Raw genomic sequence first — 24,664 nt, forward strand, 5'->3', positions numbered from 1 at the left:
TTCTCCCATGTGGGGTGTGATCGTGAAGCGGTGCCTTGCGTATTGCGAGCTTCCTCGTGGGCGCACGGTGACAGCCAGGCGATGTCCCGCCATCACACGATTCATTTCTGGAGTCCCCGAGTGAGCAAGCGCACCTTCCAGCCGAACAACCGCCGTCGTGCGAAGACCCACGGCTTCCGCCTGCGCATGCGCACCCGTGCCGGCCGCGCGATCCTCGCGTCCCGCCGTGGCAAGGGTCGCGCCCGCCTGTCGGCCTGAGCAGCCTGACTCAAGGTCCATGACGTGCTGCCTTCCGAGTCTCGGCTGAGGCGGCGCGAGGACTTCGCGACCGCGGTTCGACGAGGACGCAGGGCCGGGCGCCCACTCCTCGTCGTCCACCTCCGCACCGAAACGGACCCGCACGCGCCTGGGGGAACTGTCCCCCCGGCACGTGCGGGTTTCGTCGTGAGCAAGGCGGTGGGCGGCGCGGTGGTCCGCAACCGTGTCAAACGCCGGCTGCGCCACCTCGTGCGTGACCGGCTCGAAGCGCTGCCCGCCGGTAGCCTGGTGGTGGTGCGAGCCCTGCCGGGCGCGGGCGAAGCCGATCACGGTCAGCTTGCCCGCGATCTCGATACCGCATTGCAGCGGCTGTTGGGAGGGGCGCCGCGAAGCTGCAATCCCCCGGGTACCGATACCCCGGTTCCCCGGAACCCCGGCCATGACCCGGGAGGGAGTGCACGGTGAAGTACCCGCTGCTGTGGTTGATCAAGCTGTACCAGTGGACCATCAGTCCGCTGCTCGGCCCGGTCTGCAAGTACTACCCGTCGTGCTCGCACTACGGCTACACGGCCATCCAGGTGCATGGCGCGATCAAGGGGACGGTGCTGACGGCCTGGCGCATCCTGCGCTGTAACCCGTGGTCGCTCGGTGGCGTCGACCACGTACCTCCCCGGAAGCGTCCGGTCTGGCACCAGCGGCTGAGGAGCCGACTGGGCGGACACCCCGTAGCCGGGGCCGCCGCACAGCCCGAGACTCAGCCCAACGCCCAAGGAGCCTGATACGTGGACACGGTCCTCAAGCCCCTTTATTACGCAGTTTCCTGGATCATCGTCCAGTTCCACTCGTTCTTCAGTCTGATCTTCGACAAGAACAGCGGCTGGGCGTGGGGTCTGTCGATCGTCTCGCTGGTGGTGCTGATCCGCATCTGCCTGATCCCGCTCTTCGTGAAGCAGATCAAGGCGACCCGGAACATGCAGGCGCTCCAGCCGAAGATGAAGGCGATCCAGGAGCGCTACAAGAGCGACCGGCAGCGCCAGTCCGAAGAGATGATGAAGCTCTACAAGGAGACGGGTACCAACCCGCTCTCGAGCTGTCTCCCGATCCTGGCCCAGTCGCCGTTCTTCATCTCGCTGTACCAGGTCCTCAACCACATCGCGCAGGGCAAGACGGTCGGGTTCATCAACCAGGACCTGCTGGCCAGCGCCCGTGAGGCCCATATCTTCGGTGCTCCGCTGTCCGTGAAGTTCATGGACAGCGCGAGCAAGATCGAGAAGCTCGGTTCCACCGTCACCGACGTTCGCATCGTCACGGTGGTCATGATCGTCCTGATGTCGCTGTCGCAGTTCTACACGCAGCGCCAGCTGATGACGAAGAACGTCGACCTCACGGTCAAGACGCCCTTCATGCAGCAGCAGAAGATGCTGATGTACGTCTTCCCGATCATGTTCGCCGTCTTCGGTATCAACTTCCCGGTCGGTGTCCTCGTCTACTGGCTGACCACGAACGTCTGGACCATGGGTCAGCAGATGTTCATCATCCGCCGCAACCCCACCCCGGGCAGCCTCGCCTACAAGCAGCGCCAGGAGCGCCTGCGGGCCAAGGGCCAGCTCAAGGAGGACCCGGCCGAGGTCGAGGCCAAGCAGGCCGCCGAGGCCGCCCGCGCCGCCCGTCAGCAGCCCAAGCGGCAGCCGAAGGCCAAGCGCACCGCCGCCCCGGCCGCCGGGCAGCAGCCGGCCGGCCGTCCGCAGGCCCGTACCAAGGCCTCTTCGGGCAACGGTGCCGCCTCCTCGGAAAACGGTGCCAAGGAGCAGTCCGAGGACGCCAAGCCCAAGCAGGGCGGGGGCTCGTCCCGCGGTGCCAAGTCCGGGCAGCGCAAGGGCGGCCCGCAGCGGCCCAAGCACCCGTCGTCCAAGAAGTAACGAAGGAGTCCCACCGTGACGGACACCCAGGACCAGACCCGTGCGGACGCCGCCGAGGGCACCGACCCGATGACCCGCCTGGAGCAGGAGGGCGAGATCGCGGCGGACTACCTGGAGGGTCTGCTCGACATCGCCGACCTGGACGGTGACATCGACATGGACGTCGAGGCCGACCGGGCGTCCGTGTCGATCATCAGCGACTCCACCAGCCGGGATCTGCAGAAGCTGGTGGGCCGCGACGGCGAGGTGCTGGAAGCGCTCCAGGAGCTCACGCGGCTCGCGGTGAACCGGGAGACCGGCGACCGCAGTCGGCTGATGCTCGACATCGCCGGGTTCCGGGCCCGCAAGCGCGAGGAGCTCGCCAAGCTGGGTGCCCAGGCCGTCGCGGACGCGAAGCAGAGCGGCAAGCCGGTCAAGCTCGACCCGATGACGCCGTTCGAGCGGAAGGTCGTCCACGACGCGGTGGCCGCCGCCGGTCTGCGCAGCGAGTCCGAGGGCGAGGAGCCCCAGCGCCGCGTGGTCGTCCTGCCGGTGTGACCTGCTCCCGTTTCCCGGTAGCTTCGGCCCCGTCTGTGCGCAGACGGGGCCGATCCTTGTCAGCCTGACATCGGACTCCGGTGCATGGAGTCCCACCGATTCGTCGATACGCAGAGTCGTCGATACGCAGAGTCGTCAATAAAGACGTGGTACGGAAGGACGGTTCACTGTGGAAGAGGCAGCGGAGCTCCCCCCGGCGCCCCCGGAGGCACGGGCGGTTTTCGGTGACCGCTTTCAGGACGCCGTCCGCTACGCCGAACTGCTCGCCGACGCGGGCGTCCGGCGTGGGCTGATCGGCCCGCGGGAGGTTCCCCGGCTCTGGGAGCGGCACCTGCTGAACTGCGCGGTGCTCTCCGAGGCCGTCCCCGAGGACGTCTCCGTGTGCGACGTGGGCTCGGGCGCCGGCCTGCCGGGCATTCCGCTGGCCCTGGTCCGCCCCGACCTCCAGATCACCCTGCTGGAGCCGCTGCTGCGGCGGACGACCTTCCTGTCCGAGGTCGTCGAGCTGCTCGGCCTGGACCACGTCACGGTCGTCCGGGGGCGTGCCGAGGAGGTCCTGGGCAAGCTTCAGCCGGTGCACGTGGTGACGGCGCGTGCCGTGGCCCCGCTGGACCGGCTGGCGGGCTGGGGCGTTCCCCTGCTGCGCCCCTACGGCGAGATGCTGGCCCTCAAGGGCGACACCGCCGAGGAGGAGCTGAAGGGGGCCCGTGCCGCGCTCAGCAAGCTGGGCGTCGAGCGGACCTCGGTGCTCCAGGTCGGCGAAGGGGTGGTGGACCCGCCGTCCACGCTGGTGCGGGTCGAGGTCGGGGAGAGCCCCGGCGGCGTCCGCTTCGCGGCGAAGCGCGCCAAGGCCGCCCGGGTGAGCCGGACGCGTCGCCGCCGCTGACTACTCCGGTCGGCGGCACCGGGAGTGCTCCATACAAGCTGCCTAAACTATGCGTCACGGAGTGTCGTGACGCGGTAGCCAAAGGTCGCGGGCATCGTGTTTCACGTGAAACATCGCTCGTTGCTGCAAGGGATCATCGGTCGTGGCCGTGCGGCCGCGGCTCGCGACCGCCGGCCGGCCGACGCTGTGGAACCTCCTCCGGTATCCACAGGAACGGCGGATTCATCCACAGGAGAGTGGGCCTCACTGGTTCGTACCCGGCGAACCATGGCAGGCTCTCCCCATCGCGAGCCTGATGTCGAGGAGAGTGAATCCTTGCGGTCCGACGCCAATATCGCGGGGCCGATGGCCGACCCGGTCCCCGGTCCCCGCCCCGCCGACTCCGAGCCGGTGCCTGGCCCTCTGGGTGCCGCCGAGGTCGTTTCACGTGAAACCCGGATGCCGCGGCCCGACCAGACCCGGGTCATGGTGGTGGCGAACCAGAAGGGTGGCGTCGGCAAGACGACGACCACCGTGAACCTGGCGGCCTCCCTGGCGCTGCACGGCAACCGTGTGCTCGTCGTGGACCTGGACCCACAGGGCAACGCCTCCACCGCGCTCGGCATCGACCACCACGCCGATGTGCCGTCCATCTACGACGTCCTGGTGGACCAGAGGAAGCTCTCCGACGTCGTGCAGCCGGTACGGGACGTGGAGGGCCTCTTCTGTGCACCGGCCACCATCGACCTGGCCGGTGCCGAGATCGAGCTGGTCTCCCTCGTGGCCCGGGAGAGCCGGCTGGACCGGGCCATCAAGGCCTATGAGCAGCCGCTGGACTACATCCTCATCGACTGCCCGCCCTCGCTGGGGCTGCTGACGGTCAACGCGCTGGTCGCGGGCGCCGAGGTGCTGATCCCGATCCAGTGCGAGTACTACGCGCTCGAGGGCCTGGGCCAGCTGCTGCGGAACGTCGAGCTCGTACGCGGCCACCTCAACCCGAAGCTGCATGTGTCGACGATCCTGCTGACCATGTACGACGGACGCACCCGGCTCGCCTCCCAGGTCGCCGACGAGGTGCGCAGCCACTTCGGCCAGGAGGTGCTGAGGACCAGCATCCCGCGCTCGGTCCGCATCTCCGAGGCCCCCAGCTATGGGCAGACGGTGCTCACCTATGACCCGGGGTCCAGCGGCGCATTGTCGTACATGGAGGCGGCGCGCGAGATCGCGCTGCGGGGCATCGGTGTGCATTACGACGACAGCGGGGCCCATACCGTGGGCCATCAGCCGGTGGGTCACCAGCCTGTGGGTCACCAGCCGGTGGGCCATCAGCAACAGCAGGACCAGCACAGCATGTCGGAGGGGCTGCAGTGAGTGAACGACGTAGAGGACTGGGCCGTGGGCTCGGGGCGCTGATCCCGGCGGCGCCGAAGGGGGCGGAGATCGGCACCCCCACGGTGGGGCCCGGTGCCACGTCTCCCACTGCGGTGCCGCTGCTGACCGCCGAGCGGTCGCACGCGCCGGCCGGCGTGACGCCTCTTGAAGGCGGAGTGTCCGTGGCGGAGCCGGCGGATGTCCGGAAGCCCGAGCCGGAGCCCGAGGTCACGGAGACGGTGGCGGGGGCCCACTTCGCCGAGCTGCCCCTGGACACCATCACGCCCAACCCCCGGCAGCCCCGGGAGGTCTTCGACGAGGACGCCCTGGCGGAGCTGGTCACCTCGATCCGCGAGGTGGGCCTGCTGCAGCCGGTGGTCGTCCGGCAACTGGCGCCGGAGCGGTACGAGCTCATCATGGGCGAGCGCCGCTGGCGCGCGTGCCGTGAGGCCGGCCTGGAGAGCATCCCGGCGATCGTCCGGGCGACGGAGGACGAGAAGCTCCTCTTGGACGCTCTCCTGGAGAACCTCCACCGGGCGCAGCTCAACCCGTTGGAGGAGGCCGCAGCCTACGACCAGTTGCTCAAGGACTTCTCCTGCACGCATGACGAGCTGGCGGACCGTATCGGGCGGTCGCGCTCGCAGGTCTCCAACACGCTGCGGCTCCTGAAGCTCTCGCCCGAGGTGCAGCTCCGGCTCGCTTCGGGGGTGCTGTCGGCCGGGCACGGCCGGGCGCTGCTCGCCGTGGACGACGTCGAGGAGCAGGAGAAGCTCGCCCGCCGCATTGTGCAGGAGGGCCTCTCCGTACGGTCGGTGGAAGAGATCGTCCAGCTGATGGGGTCCCGGACGAAGAAGTCGGCGAAGGCCAAGGGGCCGAGGGCCGGCGCCCGGGTGTCCCCGGCCCTCAGCGACCTGGCATCACGCCTCTCCGACCGTTTCGAGACGCGGGTCAAGGTCGACCTCGGGCAGAAAAAGGGCAAGATCGTCGTCGAGTTCGCGTCGATCGAGGACCTTGAGCGGATCCTCAGCACGCTTGCCCCGGGCGAGGGCGGTGTGCTGGAGCAGAAGCTGTCGGACGGAAACACCGAGGACGCGGACGAGTAAATCTGCGGCTGGATTCACCCCAGGGCGGGGTGTGTTCCACGGGAAACGCGATGTTTCACGTGGAACACACCCCGCCCCTTTGCCTTTGTCGGCTGTCGGGCCAAACGCCTGGTGGATACGATGCGTTGAGGTATGGCACCACCACGTCGGACATGCGGACGCAGTTGACGGAGGAACGAGGCCATGCGAACGGTGAGCCGGACCGGACTGGTGGCGACGGGCCTGGGCCTGGGCGCGGTCGGCGGATTCGTCGGCGGCCTGCTCAGGGAGCGCAGTGCGCTGGGCGCCGCCCGCGGCGCGGCACGGGTAGGAAGTGAGGAACTGGCTCCATGGGGCGTCGCCTCGTACCGCTCACTCTGGACAATCTGCCGGACCTTCCCAAGCGCTGCCGGGCGTGTGTGTTCTGGGAGCTTGACCCCGTCAGCGGCGAGGCCGCGCTGAGGGCGGGCCGTTCCGAGCTGGAGAAGGAGGCGTGGATCTCCGCCGTCCTCCTGGAGTGGGGATCCTGTGGCCGGGTCGTCTATGTGGACGACGAGCCGGCGGGGTTCGTCCTCTACGCTCCACCGGCCTATGTGCCCCGGGCGACAGCGTTTCCCACGAGTCCCGTGGCCGCCGATGCCGTCCAGCTCATGACGGCCTGGCTGGCACCGAAGTTCCAGGGCCAGGGCCTGGGCCGGGTCATGGTGCAGACGGTCGCCAAGGATGTGCTGAGGCGCGGGTTCAAGGCGATCGAGGCGTTCGGGGACGCACGGTGGAAGGAACCCGCGTGTGTCCTCCCGGCCGATCACCTGCTGGCGGTCGGTTTCAAGACGGTGCGTCACCACCCGCGGTACCCCCGGCTCCGGCTTGAGCTGCGGTCCGCGCTGTCCTGGAAAGAAGATGTGGAGCTGGCGCTGGACCGGCTGCTGGGCGCCGTACAGAAGGAACCGGCGCTACGGCCTTTGTAGGGGAAGCAGAACGGGGTCCGTCTCCCGAAGGAGACGGACCCCGTTTCACGTGAAACCGTGCTGCCGATTACTTTGCGGCGATGAAGACGTCCAGGTCGCGCACGAGAGCGGCCTTCGGCTTGGCACCCACGATGGTCTTGACGACCTCGCCGCCCTGGTAGACGTTGAGGGTCGGGATCGACATGACGCCGTACTTGGCGGCGGTGCCCGGGTTCTCGTCGATGTTCAGCTTGACGATCTCGAGCTTGTCACCGTGCTCGGCGGCAATGGCCTCGAGCGAGGGGGCGATCTGGCGGCAGGGGCCGCACCACTCGGCCCAGAAGTCCACCAGCACGGGCTTGTCGCTCTTGAGGACGTCCTCGTCGAAGGACGCGTCGGTCACGGCCTTGAGAGCCATTGCGGTCTCCTTGGTTGTTCTTTGTGGGGGAAAAGGGGTCAGGCGCTCTGCTCGGGCTCGCGGACGTTCTCGCCGTCGCCGAGGGCGGCGAGGTAGCGCTCCGCGTCCAGGGCGGCGGAGCAGCCGGTGCCCGCGGCGGTGATCGCCTGGCGGTAGGTGTGGTCCACGACGTCACCGGCGGCGAAGACGCCCGTGAGGTTGGTGCGGGTGGAGGGCGAGTCGACCTTGAGGTAACCCTCGTCGTCCAGCTCCAGCTGGCCCTTGAGGAGCTCGGTGCGGGGGTCGTGACCGATGGCGATGAAGAGGCCGGTCACCGGCAGCTCCGAGGTCTCGCCGGTCTTGACGTTGCGCAGGGTCAGCCCGGAGAGCTTGGCGTCACCGTGGATCTCGGCGACCTCGCTGTCCCAGACGAAGGAGATCTTCGGGTCGGCGAAGGCTCGCTCCTGCATGGCCTTGCTGGCCCGCAGCGCCTCACGACGGTGGATGACGGTGACCGACTTCGCGAAGCGCGACAGGAAGGTGGCCTCCTCCATCGCGGTGTCGCCACCGCCGACCACGGCGATGTCCTGGTCCTTGAAGAAGAACCCGTCGCAGGTGGCGCACCAGGACACACCGCGCCCGGAGAGCTCGTCCTCACGCGGCAGGCCGAGCTTGCGGTGCTGGGAGCCGGTGGTCACGATCACGGCCTTGGCCCGGTGGACGGTGCCGGCGGAATCGGTGACGGTCTTGATCTCCTCGGTGAGGTCGACGGCCGTGACGTCGTCCGGGATCAGCTCGGCGCCGAAGCGCTCGGCCTGGGCCCGCATGTTGTCCATGAGGTCCGGGCCCATGATGCCGTCGCGGAAGCCGGGGAAGTTCTCGACCTCGGTGGTGTTCATCAGCGCACCACCGGCGGTCACGGCGCCCTCGAACACCAGCGGCTTCAGCGAAGCACGGGCGGTGTAGAGCGCGGCCGTGTAGCCCGCGGGCCCGGAGCCAATAATGATCACGTTGCGGACGTCGCTCACGGGTGTCTTCCTTGTCTCTGCCGACTGCTGACTGGGTCCTTGCTGGGTCTCACCCCACCCAACGGATCCTACGGGGCGAGCATTCCCCCCAGGGACATCGCAGCGGCCGGGGAGACGGCTTACGAACGCGAGACCGTCTCGCGCGCCAACACCTTTCCGGGGGTTCCGGAGGAGGTGACGACACAGTCCGCCGCGACGACATAGACGTCAACGAGCGCGGCATCACGGGAGTGCGGGTAGATCACCAGGTAGGTGTCCGTTCCGGTGAAGCGCTCCTGGCGCACTGCGAGGGCGCGATCCGCGCGGCCGATGCCCTGGCTCACACAGTACGGAGCAGTGCCGTTCGAAGAGCCCTGGTAGGTCTCGGTGCCGTCCTGTGCGCGCATGCCGCGCGTCTCGGCCGGCTTGAGGTTCGACAGCGCGTCGTGAACCCGCGTCCTCAGCTCGGCCACGGCCACCGCAGACGCATCCGCTTGTGGTGTGGCATGGTCGCCTCCGTCGTCGCCTGAGCCCTGGATGAGGAAGGTACTCACGCCGATGGCGGCTGCGGCGCAGGCCGTGCCCAGAAGGGTGCGGCGCCAGCGGCGGCCGCGGGCGGGCGATGGGCGGCCTGGGCCGACGGCGCCTCGGGGACGCCCGGCGGGCCGTTCGCCTGCCGGTGTTTCACGTGAAACCAGGCGCTCCATGTCGTGGGAGCCAGGATCGAATGATGTTTCACGTGAAACAGGACCGGCGATCCCTGTCGTCGTCGTTTCACGTGAAACGGTCGCGACCGCCTCCTGGGGCGCCGTCGCGTCGAGCAGCGCTTCGGCGGCGAGAGCCGCGTCGATCCGGCCGGCGACGTCCGTCGGCATCCTTGCGGGGCCGGGCAGCGTGCCCAGCAGCTCGCGAATCTCGTCGAGGGAGGCCCGGACGTCGTCACAGACCGCGCAGTCGGCCAGATGCTCTCGCAGGTCCGCGCTGCGTGCGGGTGAGAGCACGCCCTCGGCGAGCGCGGAGATCTCGGAGACCTCCGGGTGCTCGTCCGTGTCGGTCGTCGAGGTCACGCTCGCCCACCTCCGCCCTTCACTGGGTTCACGTCACTCCGTCCAGCCGGTGGTGGGACGGACGTCCCCTGCGACCGGTTCCTTTCCCTCTCGGTACGAGGGCTACCCCTGCCGCCGGGGTGCAGATGGGTGAGCAAGGGCAGCAGTCTCGCCCGTGCTCTGGCGCACCGGCTCTTCACCGTGCCCACGGGAACATTCAATACGGCCGCCGCCTCGGCGACGGGATAACCCTGCATATCGACCAGGACGAGGACGGCCCGCTGATCGGGCGGCAGGGTCGCGAGAGCTCTCAGCAGCTCTCTGTGGAGATCGCTTCGCTCGGCCGGCTCGGCCGCCGACTCGTGGGGCTCGAGGAGGTGCTCAAGCTTCTCGGTCTCGGCGAGCGGTGACGTACGACGCGCGGCGGCTTTGCGGGCCCGGTCCAGGCAGGCGTTTACGGTGATGCGGTGCAGCCAGGTGGTGACGGCCGACTGGCCACGGAAGGTGTGGGCGGCGCGGTAGGCGGAGACGAGGGCGTCCTGCACGGCGTCGGCCGCTTCCTCACGGTCGCCGAGGGTCCGGAGGGCCACGGCCCAGAGCCGGTCGCGGTGGCGCCGGACGAGTTCGCTGAAGGCATCGGGGTCCCCGGCGACGTGCAGCGCGAGCAGCTCGCTGTCACTGCCGGCCGTCGGCGTCCGCTGCTGCCGTCCGTCCTCTGCGATGGCACTCACCCCGCCCTGAGAGCGCTGTCCCGCGCGCGATCTGTTGTTGGGACCAACTTAGAGAGGTGGGGGATTGGCTGGGTAGGGGCCAGGGGTCTCTCGGTCAGCGGCCGCGGAAGCGGACTTCGGTGATGCCCTGTTTGTGGCCGGCCTGGCTCCACTCTTCCTTCGGGGCGTTGGGCATGGCCGTGATCCACACCAGGACGTAGCGCGTATTGGCGGGTTTTTTGAGGGAGAGCTGTGCGTTGACACCGTTTTCGTTGACCTCGGACAGTTTCTTCAGGCTGCTCGGCGGGCCGGAGGGCGTCAGACCGTCGGACGCGTACAACGCGATCGTGGTCCCGCCGTCGTGGAGCATGTCGATCTCCGCCTTGGTGACCTGCTCTTCCTTACCGAGGTCGTAGACGATGCCGACGCCGTCCTTGTAGGAGTTGGGCGCCAGTTGGTCCTTGAAGGAACGCGACCGCCAAGCCGTCCCGTTCTGCTTGTCGTAGGTGTTCGACACCTGCTCCGGATGCTGGAGCTTTCCGTCCGTTGCGTACTCCTGCGCGTTACGGATCTTCAGCAGATGGCTGGTGATCTTCTTCTTGGCCTCGTTGTCCGACAGCTGCGACTGCTGGGGGTCGTCTTCCGAGTCCGTGTGCTTCAGCAGGGTGTCCGCGAGCTGCCAGCTGCCCAGGCCCAGCGCGGCGATGAGGAGCGAGGAGACGATCCACTTGATGGCGGTGCCGGTACGGCTCTGCAGCGGAGGCGGCGGGGTGACGGGAGCGGAGTGGACGGCCTGGGGGCCGTAGGCGCCACCTGCCTGGAGGCGGGGGTAGGCCGGCGTGGCGGAGAACGGCGTCTCAGGGGGGCGGATCCGCGGCATGGCCGAGACGGCCTTGGCGAGTTCCTCCGGTGTGGTGCAGGGCGGCTCCTGGCGGGACGCGGTGGCGCCGTCATTGACGAGCGCGCGCATCGCCAGCTGGGAGAGCCCCCGGTGGACACCGGCCCGCACCTGGTCGGGCGGGATGAGACCGACGTCCTTGGGCAGGCCGGCCAGGCCGTGGGCGTCGCCCTCGTAGGGCCAGCGCTGCGTGAGGGCGGCGTACAGGAGGGCGCCGATGGCCTCGGTGTCGGTGCGCTGGGGAGTGTCGGAGGTGATGCCGCGGAGCGCCGCCATCACGGCCAGGCCGCGGATGCGGTACTGCCCGGAACCGGTGCGCAGCACGCAGCCGGGGCCCAGGCGCAGATGGGAGAGCCCCTCGCGGTGGGCGGCGGCCATGGCCTGCGACACCTGGCTGACCAGCTGATAGGCATCGAACGCCGCCATGGGCCCGGAGGCCAGTACGGAGGTCAGTTCGGTGGCGTCGGGCAGCCACTCGTGGACGACGTAGACGAGGGCGTTCTCCTCGACGGCGTCGAGGACCTGGACGAAGCGCGGGTCGCCCAGCAGCGCGGCGGAGCGGGCTGCCGCGAGCACCGTGCGGGCCCGCGGATGTTCGGCGGGCAGAAGGTGGACGCCGACGGCCCGGCGCAGCTTCTCGTCGACAGCACGCCAGCTGCTGAATCCCTCCAGACGGGTGACGCACTCCTCCAGGCGGTACCTTCCGGCGAGCTTGTGACCGCTGTGCAGGTCGGGCGCGCGGTCACCGCGCGGGGCCTTTCCGCCTGTCGCGCGCTCGGTGCCCGGGGGCGCACCGGCGCTGCTCTCCTCGGTGTTCCCGGCCTCCGTACCGTCGGCCGTGGCCTTGTCCGCCTTGGCGGTCAGCGACGGTTCGTCCTGCGCGTCGCTGCTGTCTGCCACGTCGACGGCAGCCGTGCTCCGTTCCGCCACCGTCGCTCCTGCCTCCCCGTCCGTTGCACCCTGTCCGCAGCCAAGACAATTGTGCCCACACTCCGTCGCCCTGCACGACACGCGACGACGGGTGATGGTTGTGCTCCGGTCAGCGTCCCAGACGCCCGCGGACCATGCCGACCATGGCGTTGACCTCTTCCACCCGCATGCGTTTGGCGGCGATGTAGAAGACGCCGAGCAGCATCACGCCGCCGCCGATCAGGGCGGCGAGCGAGCCGAGGACGCCGCTGCCCAGGACCTGGCCGATGCCGTAGGCGATGGCGCCGCCGATGAGCGTCGCGGGGACGCACGCGCCGATGAGGCGGGCGTACGTACGCACCACGCGGGTGCCGTCCAGATCGCCGCCGAGCCGGTTGCGCAGCCTGCGCCATGCGACTCCCACACCGACGGCGTAGGCGAGACCGTAGGAGACGCCCATGCCGACCACGACCCAGCGGGCGGGCAGCAGGAAGTAGCTGAGCGCCGCGCCCGCGGCGTTGACCGCGGCGACGATGACCGTGTTGTAGAAGGGTGTGCGGGTGTCCTCGTAGGCGTAGAAGGCGCGGAGGACGACGTACTGCACAGAGAAGGGGATCAGGCCGAGGCTGAAGCCCATGAGGGCGTAGCCGAAGAAGCGGGCTCCTTCGATACCGCCGGACCCGAAGAGGAGCGTGCAGATCGGGATGCCGAGGGCCAGGAAGGCGAAGGCGATGGGCACGATCGCCACGGCCGAGGAGCGCAGACCCTGAGAGATGTCGTCCCGGACGGCGCTGGTGTCACCGTCGACGGCCGAGCGCGACAGGCGCGGCAGCATCGCCGCCATGATCGAGACGGTGAGGATGGCCTGCGGCATGTTCCAGATCAGCTGGGCGTTGATGTAGGCGATGATGCCGGTGCCGTCCTGCTTGCTGTCAGCCCCGGCGGCGGTGGCGAGCTGGGTGACGACCAGGTTGCCCGCCTGGTTGGCGAGCACGAACAGCACGGTCCACTTGGCCAGCTTCGCGGCCTTGCCGAGGCCGTGGCCGCGCCAGTCGAAGCGGGGGCGGATCTTGAAGCCCGCGGCCCTGAGGTAGGGGATCATCGCCAGGGCCTGGACGACCAGGCCCAGGAGGGTGCCGACGCCCAGGAGCCTTACGCCTTCCGGCGGGATCGTGTGCTCACTGAGATGCGAGCTCCCCGCCGTTCCGTACACCCAGAGGAACAGCCCGAAGGTGGCGATGACGACGACGTTGTTGAGGACGGGCGTCCACATCATCGCGCCGAAGCGGCCGCGGGCGTTGAGGATCTGCCCCATCACCACGTGCACACCCATGAAGAAGATGGTGGGCATGCAGTAGCGGACGAAGGTCACCGTCACCGAGTTGGCGTCGGGCTTGTTGGCGAAGTCGTTGGACATCAGGGGGACGAGGTATTGCGCCCCCAGCACGGTGATCAGGGTGAGTGCGCCGAGGATCACCGCGACCAGGGTCAGCAGCCGGTTCGCGTAGGCGTCTCCGCCGTCGGCGTCTTCCTTCATGGAGCGCACGAGCTGCGGGATGAAGACCGAGTTGAGGCCGCCGCCGATGGTCAGGAAGAAGATCATGGCGGGGAGCTGGTTCGCCACCGTGTAGGTGTCGCCCAGTACGCCGGCACCCAGGGCGGCGACGATCAGCGCCTGCTTCACAAAGCCCAGGAGCCGGGACGCCATCGTGCCCGCCGCCATCAGGGCGCTCGACTTCAGCAGGCCCGCCGCCTTGCCGCCCTTCGCCGCCGGCGCCGCGGGAGCGGGCTCCGGCTCCACCAGGGGCTCGGCCGCGGGGGGCTCCACCGCGGGCACCATCGGCTGGGTGTGTTCCATCGAGGACGCCGCCGGGTGCGGCCCGGGCGTCGGGACCGGCCGGTCCTGTGGCCGCTGCGGCTCGTAGGGCTGCTGCTGGTCCCGGTAGAGGTGGGCGAAGGCGTCGCGCTGGGGCGGCGTGGGCGTCGTCCGGTCGGGGAAACCGCTCACGCTGCCGATGAGCTGGGTCGCGTCGTCGTCACCGGCGGCCGGGGGAGTCTGTGCCTGGGGCGCGGGCGGCCACGCCTGTTGCTGCGGGTACAAGGGGGCGGGCGGCGGGGGGACCTGCGGGCCGCCCTGGGGCTGCCCGTAGCGCTGCTGGCCATAGAGAGGCGGCCCGCCCTGGTGGAAACCGCCCTGCTGCGCCGCGTCGTCGTCGGCCGGTGCATGGCCGGGGTACGGCTCGGCGGGGTAGGGGTCCCCCAGGTACGGGTCCGGGGCGTACGGGCCCGGCTGCGGCGGCTCCTGGGCGCCGGGCGGCGTCGGCGGGTACTGGTCCCGCCGGTCACCTCCCGCGCCCCGGCCGCGGTCACCGTCGTACGGCGCGTTCATCCCTAGCCCACCTCATCCGTCCGCGGCCGACCGGCCCCACGACACGTCAACGTTCCACTTTCTCACCCGGCCGGGAGGGTTCACCGCTCCCTGTTCCGTCGTCCGCCGCCGGGTCACCCGGGCGCTCGGGCTCGCCGCCGCCGTTGCCGCCGCCGTCCGAGGGGCCCTCGCCATCGGTCTCCGGACCGTTCCCGGCGCCGTCACGGCTGCCCGAACGCTTGCGCTTCAGGTAGATGCGGAGTCCTGCGAGGACGAGGAGGAGGACACCACCGGCGATGACCAGCAGAACCATAGGGGTGATGGACGTGACATGCACAATGAAGCCCATGTCTTCGCCCACCTGCTGGCCGTCCGCAGTGTAGAGGCGGGCATACACCTTGACCGGACCGTTGGCGTAGGCCCGGGTCTCGAATTTCACCGACTGGCTGTGCCCGCCGTCGATCTTCACCAGCTGCTTGTCCGTGACCTTCAGACGGTTCGGCTGGGTCGATTCCAGTTGCAGGTACAGGTGGTCGATGCCCTGGAACAGGCCGTTCTTCACGGTCACCGGGATCGTGGCGCTGCGGCCGGAGAGGGTCGCGTCGGACTTCTTCACCAACTTGACCGTGTCTTGCAGGGTGGCGAGGTACGACTCCACGGCCGCCCGGAAGTCGGACGCGCCCGCCGGATCGCCGCGCCAGGAGGTGGACATCTCGCGCATGATCGCGCTGCCGAAGGGGATGACCACCCGGTCCGCGGAGGTCAGGATCGTCTTGAAGGACGACAGATTGTCCTGGGTCTTCTGGATCTCCGTGAACGCCTCGGAGGGCAGTTCCTGGGCGCGGAGGGCCTCCGGGTAAGAGCCGGGGCCCGGGACCCGGCGGCCGGCGGCGGGGTCCGGCTTGGCTTTGGCCGCGTCGCTCAGACGGTCGAGCGGCTGGGTCCAGCGCCCGGCGGACAGCCCGCCCAGCGCCTTCGCCATCGCCTGGGCCTGGCTGGTGGTCGGCATGCGCTGCGGGGCGACGACGATGCTGCGCTCGTTCTCCGGCGCCTGCTTGTTGATCATCAGGCTCTGGGCGAGGAACCGCTGCACGGCGAGCGAGGCGTCGCCCGCGTGGGTCATATCGCCCTCGAAGGCCGTGGAGAGGCGCGCGTCGGCGACGATGGCCGTGTACCCCCCGCCGATCTGGCGGGCCGCCGTGGGGGCGTAGGGGGAGCCGTCGGGCTCCCGGAGGCTGTCGCTGCGGGTGATGATGTTGTGGGCGCCGGCCGAGGTGCCGACCTCGACGATGGAGCGGTCGATGGCCCCGTCGACCGGCCAGGCGAAGTCCGTGCGCGGCTTCACTTGGAGGATGGTGTCCACGGTCGTGGCCGCGAGCTCGGTGGCCGACTGGAGGTGGCTGAGGTCGCGGCCACGGTGCGCCAGCGAGGCGATGTCCGGGTCTCCGAAGGGCAGGGCGACGACCTCCTTGTCGTTCACCGCCGTCTGGAGCTGGCTGAGCCACTGCTTGGCGACCGCCTGGCCCCGGCCGGGGATGTTCTTCCCGCCCGGTCCGGCCACCTGGTAGCTCTTGGTCATCGCCTCGACGGTGGCCAGCAGGTCGGGGTCGATCACCCAGGTGACGTGCAGGTCCCGGCCCAGGGCCACCAACTGCTGGAGGCGGCCGCCCGGGGCCAGCTCCGCGGCGAGGTCGTCGTTGGGGAAGATCGGCGTCTGCTGCTGGTCCGACTCGGTGCGGGCCGTGAGGTGGGTGCTGGAGATCAGCGGCCAGAGGAAGGTGATCTTGGTCTTCTTGCCGTCGGCGGCGGACGGCTGCCACGGCAGCAGGGTGCGGCGGATGCCGAGCACCCGCTCGTACTGCTGGTCGCTGGTCTGGCCGGAGAACGAGACGCCCAGCGGGTAGACACCGTCCCGGTCCAGGCTGAGGTCCTTCGCGGGGACGGTCAGCGTGAACTCTCGGGAGATGCCCGGCTGGAGCTTTCCGATCTTCTGCGTGTGGCCGTTCAGCTCGGGGCCGTCGTTGCCTGGGGAGAAGGGGGTCCGGTCGCCGATGTCGTCGATCTCGCTGCGCGTCGAGAGGAGCCCTCCCACCCGCAGCCCGATGTGTCCCGCGCTGACCGTGGACCGGCCCTTGTTGGTGACCGTCCCCGAAATCGTGATCTTGTCGCTCTGGGTGGGGGCGACCGGAGTCAAGGAGTCGATGGAGACCGCGACCGTCCGGGAGCCCGTGCTGTCGGCGCGCGCCGTGGGTGCGGTGGAGACCTCGGTGACGCCCAGGAGCACCAGGAGTACGGCGAGAAGGGGCAGGACCGACCGGACCCGGTGGAAAGCGGCAGGAGGCGTCGTCCCCCGGAACGTCTCCTGGAACTCTGCCGCCTCGGCCACGCGCTCGCCCGTCCCTCGTCGTCGTCAGTGGTCGTCGGATGTGCGTCCACGAATGGTAACGAGGCGCGCTGTGCCGAAGTGCTGCGGACCGGAGCGCAAGATCACCGGAGCGGGTCGATGCCCAGGCTGTGGCGGTTTATGACGGTCCTCACACAGCTCCGCCGATAGAGGACGGCTATCGGCGTCCGGCCACGTACCCTTTCCTGTTGTGCCGAACGCCAACAACAGCCACTCCATGCCGACGAACGAACTGAACCAGGTGCAGCGCCGCGCCGTGAGCGAGCTCCTGCGGGTGTCCCCCGTGGCCGACGACCTCGCTCAGCGCTTCCGCGCCGCCGGTTTCACCCTCGCCCTGGTCGGCGGCTCGGTACGGGACGCGTTGCTCGGCCGGCTCGGCAACGATCTGGACTTCACCACCGACGCCCGTCCGGATGACGTCCTGAAGATCGTCCGGCCGTGGGCGGACACGGTCTGGGAGGTCGGCATCGCCTTCGGCACCGTCGGCTGCCGCAAGTCCGGCTTCGATCTTGAAATCACGACTTATCGGTCGGAGGCGTACGACCGGACCTCCCGCAAGCCGGAGGTCTCCTACGGCGACTCCATCGAGGAGGACCTGGTCCGCCGCGACTTCACCGTGAACGCCATGGCCGTGGCGCTCCCGGAGAAGGAGTTCATCGACCCGCACAACGGCCTGGAAGACCTCGCCGCCCGGGTCCTGCGGACGCCCGGCACCCCGGAGGAGTCCTTCTCCGACGACCCGCTGCGCATGATGCGGGCCGCTCGCTTCGCCGCCCAGCTCGACTTCGAGGTGGCGCCCGAGGTGGTCACCGCGATGGAGGAGATGGCCGGGCGGCTGGAGATCGTCTCCGTCGAGCGGGTCCGGGACGAGCTCAACAAGCTCGTCCTTTCCGACCACCCGCGCAAGGGCCTCCGACTGATGGTCGACACGGGACTGGCCGCCCTGGTCCTGCCGGAGCTTCCGGCCCTGCGGCTGGAGCGCGACGAGCACCACCGCCACAAGGACGTCTACGAGCACAGCCTCACCGTCCTCGATCAGGCCATCGATCTGGAGGCGCCGCGAGACGAGCCGGGCGGCGGTCCCGACCTGACGCTGCGGCTGGCGGCGCTGCTGCACGACATCGGCAAGCCGAGGACGCGTCGGTTCGAGAAGGACGGCCGGGTCTCCTTCCACCACCACGAGGTGGTCGGCGCGAAGATGACCAAGTCCCGGATGACCAAGCTCAAGTACCCCAACGAGCTGGTGAAGGACGTCTCGCGCCTCGTCGAGCTGCACCTGCGCTTCCACGGCTACGGCACCGGCGAGTGGACGGACTCCGCCGTCCGCCGGTACGTCCGCGACGCCGGGCCCCTGCTCGACCGGCTGCACAAGCTCACCCGCTCCGACTGCACGACGCGCAACAAGCGCAAGGCGCAGGCGCTCTCCCAGGCGTACGACGGGCTGGAGCGACGCATCGCCGAGCTTCAAAAGAAGGAGCAGCTCGACGCCATCCGCCCGGACCTGGACGGCAACGACATCATGCGGATCCTGGACATCGCTCCGGGGCCCCAGGTCGGCAAGGCCTACCAGCACATGCTGGAGCTGCGGCTGGAGAACGGTCCCATGGAGCACGACGAGGCCGTCGCCGCGCTGAAGGAATGGTGGGCCGCGCAGGGCTGACCGTTCCGTCGGCGATGTTTCACGTGAAACTCCCGGCGTCGTCGGTGGGCCCGGGATCGCTCTCGGGCGTCGATGTTTCACGTGAAACCCGAACCCGGGCCGCCAGGGCGGCGGCCGTCGCCGCGTAGAGCACGGCGACGGTGACGACCAGGGGCACGGACCGGCCGTCGTGCGGCAGCATCAGGGCCGCCACGGCCGCGGCTCCCACGAAGGCGACATTGAACAGGACGTCGTAGAGGGAGAACACCCGGCCGCGGAACGCGTCGTCCACCGATGCCTGGACGACCGTGTCCGTCGAGATCTTGGCGCCTTGAGTGATGAGCCCCAGGACGAAGGCGGCGATCAGCATCGGGGCCGGCTCGAAAGGGAGGCCCAGAGCTGGTTCGAGGACGGTGGCGGTGGCGGCGCAGACGACCATCCAGCCGAGTCGGCCGAACCTGCCGACGGCCCAGGGGGTGATGAGCGCCGCCGCGAAGAAGCCGGCCCCCGACACCCCGACCGCGAGCCCCAGCAGGGCGAGTCCGGCGGAGTCCGTGTCCGTCCAGGCGTAGCGGCACAGCATCAGTAGGGTGACGGTCAGAGCGCCGTAGCAGAAGCGCATCAGCGTCATCGCGGCGAGCGCCCGTGCGGCGGACCGGCGGTGGGCCAGATGGCGGAGCCCGGCCGTCAGACCACGGACGGTCATTCCGATGGCCGTACGCAGGGTGGTCGGCGTTCCGTCGGTGTCCGGGCCCAGCAGGCCGGGCGGCATACGCAGGGCGCTGAGGCCCGCGCAGAGGTAGAGCAGGGCGCCGACCAGGACCACCAGGGCGTCGGAGGCGCTCCCCTTGGGGGCGGCGAGCCGGACCGCGAAGGCGATTCCGCCGCCGGCGGTGGCAGCGAGGGTGCCGGCGGTGGGCGAGACCGAGTTGGCCATCACCAGCCGCTCCCGGCTGTCGACCACATGCGGCAGAGAGGCGGAAAGGCCGGACAGAACGAAGCGGTTGACGGCCGTCACCGAGAGGGCCGAGGCGTAGAAGAGCCAGTCGGGTACCGCGGCGAGGATGAGTACGGCGGTGCCGACGGCCAGGACCGAGCGGACCAGGTTGCCGTGGAGCAGCACCTGGCGGCGGCGCCAGCGGTCGAGCAGGACGCCGGTGAAGGGTCCCAGCAGCGAGTAGGGCAGCAGCAGGACGGCCATCGCCGAGGCGATGGCGGCGGGGGACGCCTGTTTCTCGGGGGAGAACACCACATAGGCGGCGAGCGCGACCTGGTAGACGCCGTCCGCGGCCTGGGAGAGCAGCCGTACGGTCAGCAGGCGGCGGAAATCGCGCAGTCGGAGCAGGACGCGGAGATCACGCACAACGGGCATGCCGCACAGCCTCACACACGGGACAGGCCCTCGGGGGGATTCCCTCCGAGGGCCTGAACGGGGTGGGGTCAGCGCTCGACTTCACCCTTGATGAACTTCTCGACCTGGTCGCGCGCCTTGTCGTCGAAGTACTGCACCGGCGGGGACTTCATGAAGTACGAGGAGGCCGACAGGATTGGGCCGCCGATGCCGCGGTCCTTGGCGATCTTCGCGGCGCGGAGGGCGTCGATGATGACACCGGCGGAGTTCGGGGAGTCCCAGACCTCCAGCTTGTACTCCAGGTTCAGCGGGACGTCGCCGAAGGCGCGGCCCTCGAGGCGGACGTAGGCCCACTTGCGGTCGTCCAGCCAGGCCACGTAGTCGGACGGGCCGATGTGGACGTTCTTCTCGCCGAGATCCCGGTCGGGGATCTGGGAGGTGACGGCCTGGGTCTTGGAGATCTTCTTGGACTCCAGGCGCTCGCGCTCGAGCATGTTCTTGAAGTCCATGTTGCCGCCGACGTTCAGCTGCATCGTGCGGTCCAGGATGACGCCCCGGTCCTCGAACAGCTTGGCCATCACGCGGTGCGTGATGGTGGCGCCGACCTGGGACTTGATGTCGTCGCCGACGATCGGGACACCGGCCTCGGTGAACTTGTCCGCCCACTCCTTGGTGCCGGCGATGAAGACCGGGAGGGCGTTGACGAAGGCGACCTTGGCGTCGATGGCGCACTGCGCGTAGAACTTGGCGGCGTCCTCGGAGCCCACCGGCAGGTAGCAGACGAGCACGTCGACCTGGCGGTCCTTGAGGACCTGGACCACGTCTACGGGGGCCTCGGGGGACTCCTCGATGGTCTGGCGGTAGTACTTGCCGAGACCGTCCAGGGTGTGGCCGCGCTGCACGGTCACACCGGTGGCGGGCACGTCGCAGATCTTGATCGTGTTGTTCTCGCTGGCGCCGATGGCGTCCGCGAGGTCGAGACCGACCTTCTTGGCGTCCACGTCGAACGCGGCCACGAACTCGACGTCGCGCACGTGGTAGTCGCCGAACTGCACGTGCATCAGACCCGGCACGCGGCCGTTCGGGTCGGCGTCCTTGTAGTACTCGACGCCCTGCACCAGCGAGGCGGCGCAGTTGCCCACGCCGACGATGGCTACGCGAACCGAACCCATTCCGGTTGCTCCCTGTTCGTTCTCGACGAAGCCCTGCTGTGTGCAGGGCTCACTGGTCCGGACCGGTGCGTCTGTCACGCCCGGCCCGCTCGCTCTCGATCAGCTCGTTCAGCCAGCGGACTTCGCGCTCCACCGACTCCATGCCGTGCCGCTGGAGTTCGAGGGTGTAGCTGTCCAGCCGCTCGCGCTCGCGGGAACGGGCGAGAGAGGCACGCATCTTCTCCAGCCGTTCCTCGAGCCGGCTGCGGCGGCCTTCCAGTACCCGCATCCGTACGTCCCGCGAGGTCTGTCCGAAGAACGCGAAGCGGGCGGCGAAGTGCTCGTCCTCCCACGCGTCCGGACCGGTGTGCGCGAGCAATTCCTCGAAGTGCTCTTTTCCCTCTGCCGTCAGCCGGTAGACGATCTTCGCCCGCCGTCCGGCCAGGGACGCCGCCTTGGCGTCGTCGGGAGCGCTCCCTTGCTCCTCCACCAGCCAGCCGTTCGCCACCAGGGACTTCAGGCAGGGGTAGAGGGTGCCGTAGCTGAACGCCCTGAACACCCCGAGCGAGGTATTCAGACGTTTCCGCAGCTCGTAGCCGTGCATGGGGGACTCGCGGAGCAGGCCGAGGACGGCGAACTCGAGGATGCCGGAGCGTCTGCTCATGTTTCGCCTCCTTGTCCCCCACAGCCTAGTCCTTTGCTCCCGTGTCTTTACTGGTCACTTATGCCGAGCTGATGTATCGACTCGATACATCCAGACGATAGAACGCGCCTCCTGAGTCGACAAGAGGAGGAACGGTGAACGAGGTCACATCACCGGTTCGTGGGACACGAGCGGCCTGAATTGGAGTGAACATCCCCAGTAGTCGCGATTTGACCGTGCGTACTCTGTGCGCCATGCAGACCACTGGGAACCGGGTGACGCGACATGACGTCCTCGACCCGGATGCAGTGCGCCCGGCCGTTCAGGGGGCCGGATCGCACCGGGGGGAACGCAAGCCACCTGCCGCTTCCAGGCGATAGCGCCTGCCCGAGGAAGTAGTCGTTCGATGAGCGAGCATCGCCGTAAGCCGCCCCAGCCGCAGGGCGGCGGACGAGCCGCGGCCCGGCGGGCGGCGCAGCAGCCGACGCCCGGCCGCCGCGCCGCATCACGCGGCGGCCCCGCCCTGCCCGGCCGTGGGCTGGCCGAGGAGCCCCGGTCGGGGGGCCGCGCCGAAGCCCGGCGGGCGGACCGGCGCGGGGCCGGGTCCGGCGGGCGCAGACGCCCGCCCGGCGGCACGGGACCGGGCCGGTCCCGGCGGGACGGCGGCAGGCCGGGGAAGAAGCGGTTCATCGACTATCCCCGGGCCGGCCGCGACGGCTGGCGGCGGTGGATCCCTTCCTGGCGCCTGGTCACCGGGTCGATCGCGTCGTTCATCGGGCTGATCGTGGGCACGGTGGGCGTGGCCCTGGCCGTGGTGCAGGTCCCCAGCGCCCAGCTGGCCTCGAAGGTGCAGAAGAACGTCTACTACTGGTCCGACGGCAAGCAGATGGTCGTGGCCGGCGGCGGCAGCATCAACCGGCAGATCGTGCCGATCTCCCAGATCCCGATGTCCATGCAGAACGCGGTGATCTCCGCCGAGAACGCCAGCTTCTACAAGGACTGGGGCGTGGACCCGATGGGCATCGCCCGCGCGGTCGTGAAGATGGCGCAGGGCGGTGAGACGCAGAGCGGTTCGACGATCACCCAGCAGTTCGTCAAGAACACGTACCTGAGCCAGGAGCAGACGCTCAAGCGCAAGGCCACCGAGCTGCTGATCTCGGTCAAGGTCGGGGCCACCCAGGACAAGCACGACATCCTCGCCGGCTACCTCAACACCGCCTACTACGGCCGGGGGGCCTACGGGATCCAGGCGGCGGCGCGCGCGTACTACGACAAGGACTGCGCGGACCTGACGCCGAGCGAGAGCGCCTACCTGGCGGCGACGCTGAACGGGCCGAACCTGTACGACCCGTACGGGGGCCAGGGGCCGGCGGCGACGCCGGAGAAGAACACCAAGCGGGCCACGGACCGCTGGAAGTGGACGCTGGACCGCGAGGTCCAGGTCGGTCACATGCAGGCCGCCGAGCGGGACAAGTGGGTCGGCCAGGGCTTCCCGCAGCCGCAGAAGCCGAAGCCCGCGACCAATCGCGCGGGGCAGATCGGCTACCTCACCGATCTCGCCGACAACTACATCACCAACCACTCCACGATCAGCAAGGGCGAGCTGGACAAGGGCGGTTATCAGATCTACACCACCTTCGACCGGAAGAAGATCAACGCCCTGGCGAAGTCGGTCGAGGACGTGCGCAAGGCGAACCTCAAGCCCGATGTGCGGGACGTCGACAAGTACGTCCAGTTCGGCGGGGCGTCGGTCGAGCCGGGGACCGGGAAGATCATGGCCATCTACGGCGGCGAGAACGCCCTGACCCACTTCACCAACAACGCGGACTACACCGGCGTCCAGGTGGGATCGACGTTCAAGCCGTTCGTGCTGGCGGCGGCCATGACACACGGGAAGCGGAACCCGGCCCTCGGGGCGCAGCAGAGCGACACCCAGCGCACGCTCGTCTCCCCGGAGAGCATCTACAACGGTGACAACAAGCTGACCCTGCGGATGTACAACGGGACCGTCTGGCACGACCAGGACGGCCAGGAGTGGCACCAGAAGAACGACGGTGACGAGGACAAGGGCCTGATCAGCCTCCGGACGGCCATGCAGTTCTCCGTGAACACCCCCTACATCCAGCTGGGCATGGACGTGGGCACGGACCTGGTCCGGGAGGCGGCACTGGCCGCGGGCCTGGACAAGGAGCAGCTGGCCTCGATCACCCCGACCTTCTCGCTGGGCACCTCCGCTCCGAGCGCGATCCGGCTGGCGGGCGCCTACGCGACCTTCGCGGACAGCGGCCGGCAGATCGACCCGTACTCCGTCGAGAAGGTGGAGAAGAACGGCAAGCCGGTCTACCAGCACGAGAAGAAGAGCAACCAGGCGTTCAGCGCCAACGTCGCGAACAACGTCACCGACGTGCTGAAGACGGTCGTCGAGGCGGGCACCGGTACGGCGGCCAAACTGGGCGGGCGGCCGGTGGCGGGCAAGACGGGGACGACGGACGGGAACCGCTCGGCGTGGTTCGCGGGGTACACCCCGCAGCTCTCCACGGCCATCGGGATGTACCGCGTCGATCCGAACGCCAAGAACCAGCAGTTCCTGTCGATGCGCGGGGTGGGCGGCAAGGCCACCATCCACGGTGCCTCGTTCCCGGCCGAGATCTGGGCCGACTACATGGGCAAGGCGCTCAAGGGCGCTCCCATCCGGCAGTTCGACCCGCCGCAGCCCATCGGCGAGAAGATCTTCGGCGACGGGGCCAGTCCGTCCCCGGCACCCGCGCCGTCTTCCTCACCGTCCGCGGCGCCTTCGGAGTCGGCGCCCGCCTCCCCGTCCGCCCCGCCGTCCCCGACGCCGCGTCCCACCCGGACCTGCGGGCTGCTCGACCCGCGGTGCCGGCTCGGCGACCACGGGCACAAGGACGACGGCGGGCCCGGCGGCGGCCCCGCGGGGGCCACGGGCGGCGAGCCCGGCGGGCCGGGCGGCCAGGAGGGCGACCCCGGTGGCGGCGACGACCAGATGCCACCGGGCCAGAGCCGGCGGCAGGGCGGCGGCCTCTTCGGCGGGCCGTTCGGCTGATTCACCACCGCTGAGGGCGCGCTGAGAGCTCCGGGGTCGTTCCGTTCACTCGGAACGGCCCCGAGGTTTTCCACAGGCGGGGGCTTGCCCCCAGGTTG

20 protein-coding genes and 1 pseudogene are annotated in these 24,664 nt (G+C 69.4%); 11 read left to right on the forward strand and 10 right to left on the reverse strand.

Annotation, left to right across the window (positions count from 1 at the left end; translation table 11 throughout):
• Positions 1-120: 120 nt before the first annotated feature.
• From rpmH to ACH4PU_RS08050, 9 genes and pseudogenes are all read left to right on the forward strand, one after another.
• Entirely contained in the window at positions 121-258 is a 138-nt protein-coding gene (gene rpmH, locus ACH4PU_RS08010; RefSeq protein ID WP_003949374.1) for a 50S ribosomal protein L34, read from the forward strand.
• A 24-nt stretch (positions 259-282) separates the two neighbouring features.
• Positions 283-648: pseudogene (gene rnpA, locus ACH4PU_RS08015) on the forward strand (ribonuclease P protein component); the annotation flags it as partial.
• A 71-nt stretch (positions 649-719) separates the two neighbouring features.
• Positions 720-1,037, forward strand: a complete 318-nt coding sequence (yidD, locus tag ACH4PU_RS08020) for a membrane protein insertion efficiency factor YidD (protein WP_004939828.1) — start codon at positions 720-722, stop codon at positions 1,035-1,037.
• Between the two features lie 3 nt (positions 1,038-1,040).
• Entirely contained in the window at positions 1,041-2,177 is a 1,137-nt protein-coding gene (gene yidC, locus ACH4PU_RS08025) for a membrane protein insertase YidC (RefSeq protein ID WP_398267712.1), read from the forward strand.
• A gap of 69 nt (positions 2,178-2,246) precedes the next feature.
• Positions 2,247-2,714: a R3H domain-containing nucleic acid-binding protein gene (locus tag ACH4PU_RS08030; RefSeq protein WP_221902454.1), complete on the forward strand. Its 468-nt coding sequence runs from the start codon at positions 2,247-2,249 to the stop codon at positions 2,712-2,714.
• A 169-nt stretch (positions 2,715-2,883) separates the two neighbouring features.
• Positions 2,884-3,600, forward strand: coding sequence for a 16S rRNA (guanine(527)-N(7))-methyltransferase RsmG (gene rsmG / locus ACH4PU_RS08035; RefSeq protein ID WP_185940354.1), 717 nt, complete (start codon positions 2,884-2,886; stop codon positions 3,598-3,600).
• A 267-nt stretch (positions 3,601-3,867) separates the two neighbouring features.
• Positions 3,868-4,950 (forward strand): ParA family protein, encoded by a 1,083-nt coding sequence (locus ACH4PU_RS08040; RefSeq protein ID WP_398267716.1) that lies wholly within the window; start codon positions 3,868-3,870, stop codon positions 4,948-4,950.
• Positions 4,947-6,053, forward strand: a complete 1,107-nt coding sequence (locus ACH4PU_RS08045; RefSeq protein WP_398267719.1) for a ParB/RepB/Spo0J family partition protein — start codon at positions 4,947-4,949, stop codon at positions 6,051-6,053. Before ACH4PU_RS08040 ends, ACH4PU_RS08045 begins: the two co-directional genes overlap by 4 nt.
• Positions 6,054-6,382: 329 nt before the next feature.
• The gene (locus ACH4PU_RS08050) at positions 6,383-7,000 is read left to right on the forward strand and encodes a GNAT family N-acetyltransferase (protein WP_398267722.1); all 618 of its coding nucleotides are present in this window, start codon (positions 6,383-6,385) and stop codon (positions 6,998-7,000) included.
• Between the two features lie 67 nt (positions 7,001-7,067).
• On the opposite strand, the gene trxA is transcribed toward ACH4PU_RS08050, so the two are convergent.
• The 7 genes from trxA to ACH4PU_RS08085 form a co-directional block, all read right to left on the reverse strand.
• Positions 7,068-7,397 carry a thioredoxin gene (trxA, locus tag ACH4PU_RS08055; protein ID WP_398267725.1) on the reverse strand — a complete coding sequence of 110 codons (330 nt, stop codon included), beginning with the start codon at positions 7,395-7,397 and terminating at the stop codon, positions 7,068-7,070.
• A 38-nt stretch (positions 7,398-7,435) separates the two neighbouring features.
• Positions 7,436-8,404 (reverse strand): thioredoxin-disulfide reductase, encoded by a 969-nt coding sequence (gene trxB / locus ACH4PU_RS08060; protein WP_398267728.1) that lies wholly within the window; start codon positions 8,402-8,404, stop codon positions 7,436-7,438.
• Between the two features lie 119 nt (positions 8,405-8,523).
• Entirely contained in the window at positions 8,524-9,450 is a 927-nt protein-coding gene (locus tag ACH4PU_RS08065; RefSeq protein ID WP_398267731.1) for a zf-HC2 domain-containing protein, read from the reverse strand.
• Entirely contained in the window at positions 9,447-10,160 is a 714-nt protein-coding gene (gene sigM, locus ACH4PU_RS08070; protein WP_398267734.1) for an RNA polymerase sigma factor SigM, read from the reverse strand. Before sigM ends, ACH4PU_RS08065 begins: the two co-directional genes overlap by 4 nt.
• A gap of 94 nt (positions 10,161-10,254) precedes the next feature.
• Positions 10,255-11,967 carry a serine/threonine protein kinase gene (locus ACH4PU_RS08075; protein WP_398267737.1) on the reverse strand — a complete coding sequence of 571 codons (1,713 nt, stop codon included), beginning with the start codon at positions 11,965-11,967 and terminating at the stop codon, positions 10,255-10,257.
• Positions 11,968-12,076: 109 nt separating this feature from the next.
• Positions 12,077-14,335 (reverse strand): murein biosynthesis integral membrane protein MurJ, encoded by a 2,259-nt coding sequence (gene murJ, locus ACH4PU_RS08080; RefSeq protein ID WP_398267740.1) that lies wholly within the window; start codon positions 14,333-14,335, stop codon positions 12,077-12,079.
• 46 nt (positions 14,336-14,381) lie between these two features.
• Positions 14,382-16,700, reverse strand: coding sequence for a DUF6049 family protein (locus ACH4PU_RS08085; protein ID WP_398267743.1), 2,319 nt, complete (start codon positions 16,698-16,700; stop codon positions 14,382-14,384).
• Between the two features lie 235 nt (positions 16,701-16,935).
• Between ACH4PU_RS08085 and ACH4PU_RS08090 the strand changes: the two genes are divergently transcribed.
• Positions 16,936-18,378, forward strand: a complete 1,443-nt coding sequence (locus ACH4PU_RS08090; protein ID WP_398268487.1) for a CCA tRNA nucleotidyltransferase — start codon at positions 16,936-16,938, stop codon at positions 18,376-18,378.
• 19 nt (positions 18,379-18,397) lie between these two features.
• Here ACH4PU_RS08090 and ACH4PU_RS08095 read toward each other — a convergent pair whose 3' ends face one another.
• The 3 genes from ACH4PU_RS08095 to ACH4PU_RS08105 form a co-directional block, all read right to left on the reverse strand.
• Entirely contained in the window at positions 18,398-19,729 is a 1,332-nt protein-coding gene (locus ACH4PU_RS08095) for an MFS transporter (protein ID WP_398267746.1), read from the reverse strand.
• Between the two features lie 68 nt (positions 19,730-19,797).
• Positions 19,798-20,880, reverse strand: a complete 1,083-nt coding sequence (locus tag ACH4PU_RS08100) for an inositol-3-phosphate synthase (RefSeq protein ID WP_398267749.1) — start codon at positions 20,878-20,880, stop codon at positions 19,798-19,800.
• Positions 20,881-20,929: 49 nt separating this feature from the next.
• Positions 20,930-21,523, reverse strand: a complete 594-nt coding sequence (locus ACH4PU_RS08105) for a PadR family transcriptional regulator (RefSeq protein WP_004950660.1) — start codon at positions 21,521-21,523, stop codon at positions 20,930-20,932.
• A gap of 385 nt (positions 21,524-21,908) precedes the next feature.
• Here ACH4PU_RS08105 and ACH4PU_RS08110 point away from each other — a divergent pair, with 385 nt between their 5' ends.
• Entirely contained in the window at positions 21,909-24,566 is a 2,658-nt protein-coding gene (locus tag ACH4PU_RS08110; protein ID WP_398267753.1) for a transglycosylase domain-containing protein, read from the forward strand.
• The last annotated feature ends 98 nt before the right edge of the window (positions 24,567-24,664 follow it).

Origin of the sequence: Streptomyces sp. NPDC021100 (genome assembly GCF_044333095.1) — a bacterium.
In the GTDB taxonomy this organism is placed as follows: Bacteria; Actinomycetota; Actinomycetes; order Streptomycetales; family Streptomycetaceae; genus Streptomyces.